Genomic DNA, 3,189 nt, shown 5'->3' with positions numbered 1-3,189 from the left:
AGAATACCTATTTCTTTCCCTTCTTGTTGCCAATGTTGTGCTAAACTTCTCATAAGCCTTGTTCCTATTTCTGGATTTAACTTTGTTGATAATAAATTCTCTAGTTTTATTTTATCAGCTTGCTCTATCTTCGTCAATGTATAATATAATATCATTTCTAAATAATCATATCCTATAGTTATTTTGGTTAATTCCGGCAGTATATCTGATATTTCTTGCCATCTCTTTAATAACTCCCTATCATGTATATGCTTGAGAAAAAATTCTAATATCCCTGACCATATCCTTTGTTTAAACTCTTCATCAGGAATTTCATGGACATTCACTAACTGGTAATCATTAATCCATAATTCTTTTGCTAATTTGTTATTGGCAAATAAATCCCACAAATTCCTTGAAACATTGTATTTCGCCTGACTATTGTAAAATATCATTGGGTATACCAATGGTAAAGTCTTAGCTTTAGGATTTTGTATTAAATATCGCTCACAAATATTAATCATATATTTAAATAGCCTAAAAGCCATAAAATGATCTGCTTTTGATTGATGCTCGACAAGCAAAAATAAATATCCATCTTGTTTATCAAATTTGCATGAGAATAAAACATCAGAGATAGAATCTTTTAAAGAGCTTTCTACAAAAGTGGTGTTTTCCATTGCTAAACTAGGAAAATCTATTAAACTTTTAATATTTGGGGGCAAATGTGCATTAAAGAACTCATGGGCGACTAGAGGATTCTCGAGTGCCTTACGAAATATCTTATCATGCTTAGCTTTCTTCGTGCCTTTATCTGGATCACCAAGCAGGTTTCCTTGTTCACTCATATATTTACATTTTTTAAACTTGATAAATATTATTACACTATACTCTAAACTCTTATTCCTTGACTAAGCTTTACCTCAGATACTTGCTTTACTGCACTTTTTATTTCTTTAGCTATTTCTGAGCTTGGACTTATATACTGCATTACTTGTTTATCCCTTCCTATAGTATTTAAGTAATCTTCAGGAACGAGATGACTTTTGCCTTGAAAATCATGTACTACTATATCACAAAATCTTTTATCACCAAGATTATAATTAGGATCAAATTTATTCTGCATAATTTGTAAATCTTTCTTTATCTTCTGCTCTATTGCTGCTATGCAAATCTTGTTACTGTAGAGCATACAAGAATCTATACCTTTTTCTCTGTAGATTTGTATTGCGGTATTGATATTTTCTTCTGTGCCAAACTTTGCTAGAGCTGTTATTTGCTGTTGCTGCAAATTATTTAGTTCGTTATTATCGTTATTTGCAAATTTTGAAAATAGTAATTCTATAGACTGAAATTGTGATTTTCTATTATCATTTGTTTTCAATGATGATTTAAGTTCTATTGCATTGCTAGCTGCTGTTAATTTTATTATTTCAGGCTCTATAAGCTTGTCTATAGATTCTACCCCTTGGGATTTTAACATATCGTTAAAATCGCCTTTTTCTGGTGGTCGTATTATTGCTACCGTCGCTCCTTGCCTAATTAATTCTTCCTGAGCCTTAATTACAGTATTAACTGATACTGCGTCTTTGCCATCATTATCGGCAGCAATTATTATTCTTTCTCCTTTGATAGGCTCATAGTTCCTAATGTTACTTACACCTAAACTACAAAGAATTTTGCCCTTAATACCAGCTTCTGCAATGCTTAAAGCTGTCTCTACCCCTTCTGCTATAATCGTTATATTACTAACTGAATTATTGCCATCTTTACTGCTTTGTACGTTCTGCTGTTCGTTATTTTTATTAATCTCAACAAAAGAACCTCTGATTCTACCAAATGAACGTTTATTAACCTCAATATTAGCTTTATTATTTGTGTCTTTGTTTAAATAAATTGATTGTCCACCAGTAATATTACCATCTTTATTTCTAGCAAAAGCAATTAATGCAGGATAATATTGTTTGCTATTACTATCCCACATCATATTGGTTCTAAGATCGTTACTTAATTGATATCCTGTTAATATTTTTTCAATTCCACGATGTTCTGATAAATATCTTGTTGCTACATTATTAGGCATAGAATATTTTATAGAATCTGATTTTTCATATAATATTTCTGCCCTCTTAATTTTTGCCATTTCAGATTCTTGCTCTGTTTGAGTCTTAATTTGCCGCTTTTTGTTTGTTGATAAATTTACTGCTAGAGCTTCATCTACTTTGGTTGATATACTAACCATATCTTGTAAATATTTCTTAGCTTCTACAAAATCACAATTTTTTTCTCGTTGTACTAAAGTAAATAAATCTCCTCCCTCTTCTTTACTAAAATCATACCATATGCCAACTTTACTGCCATTTTATCTTCATCGCTATCTTACCATCTTTCTCCCAGCGGAGTAACTGGCTATTTGATAAATGCTTATTTGGACTACCTAGTAAATTTCTTCCTATTTCTTCTGCTTTAAATGATAATCTTTGCTTTAATTCTACTGCTTCTTGTTTATTAATAGCATTATAATCTATTTTTTTCTTTGCCATAATATCCTCTTGTAACTTGATACTTATTGTTGTATCCTGTTTATTACAATTCTTGAGGTTATAAGAAGAGCGTGTCCGCTCTTCTTGGACTTTATGGCTTGTGGCAAGATTTGTGCTAGTACTTCCTAGGATCTCTGCTACTTTAGCAGGTGGCTCTAACTTCACTCTTAAGTGGTAATAGTTATCATTACTATGTAATCTATCCTTAATATCTTCTACTACCCCTTTAAACCAATTACCTACTTTATCTATAATATTAGGACTCTTATTTTCTTGATCTTGAATCGCTACTAATTCTTCTAAAGTTTTAAAATTAATGCTAGATAGCCTATTATCTATTTTGTTGAGGTGTGATATTAAACTTGCTATATTTCTTGGACTGGCCTTATTATAGTAGAGTTTTACCTCTTCTATGTGCCTCGGCATCGCTACATAAGAATTTCTGCTATTTCCTGCTAAATTATGTAATACATAGACATCTTTAATTGAGGCTCCTTGTGCTGTATACACTGTAGAAGCATAGCCATGGTTAAAGCTTACATCTTGAGGATTAAATTCTATTTCTTTCCCGCTATCTGTTTTAGCAACAAACTTATCGTTACTGACTAGAGTTATCGTTGCGAATTCACCATTTTCTATTTGTAAATCTTTATTTGTACTTTTAAAC

General features: G+C 31.3%; 1 protein-coding gene and 1 pseudogene. Both read right to left on the bottom strand.

Annotation, left to right across the window (positions count from 1 at the left end; all coding sequences use genetic code 11):
* On the bottom strand, nt 1-827 hold an 827-nt coding region (locus REIS_RS04740; protein ID WP_008580136.1), incomplete at its 3' end, for an Rpn family recombination-promoting nuclease/putative transposase.
* Between the two features lie 44 nt (nt 828-871).
* A pseudogene (locus REIS_RS04735) lies at nt 872-3,189 on the bottom strand (toprim domain-containing protein); the annotation flags it as partial.

The organism is Rickettsia endosymbiont of Ixodes scapularis (assembly GCF_000160735.1).
In the GTDB taxonomy this organism is placed as follows: domain Bacteria; phylum Pseudomonadota; class Alphaproteobacteria; order Rickettsiales; family Rickettsiaceae; genus Rickettsia; species Rickettsia tamurae.
Note: the sequence above shows the minus strand (reverse complement) of the source record. Positions and strands in the feature narration are given on the sequence as shown.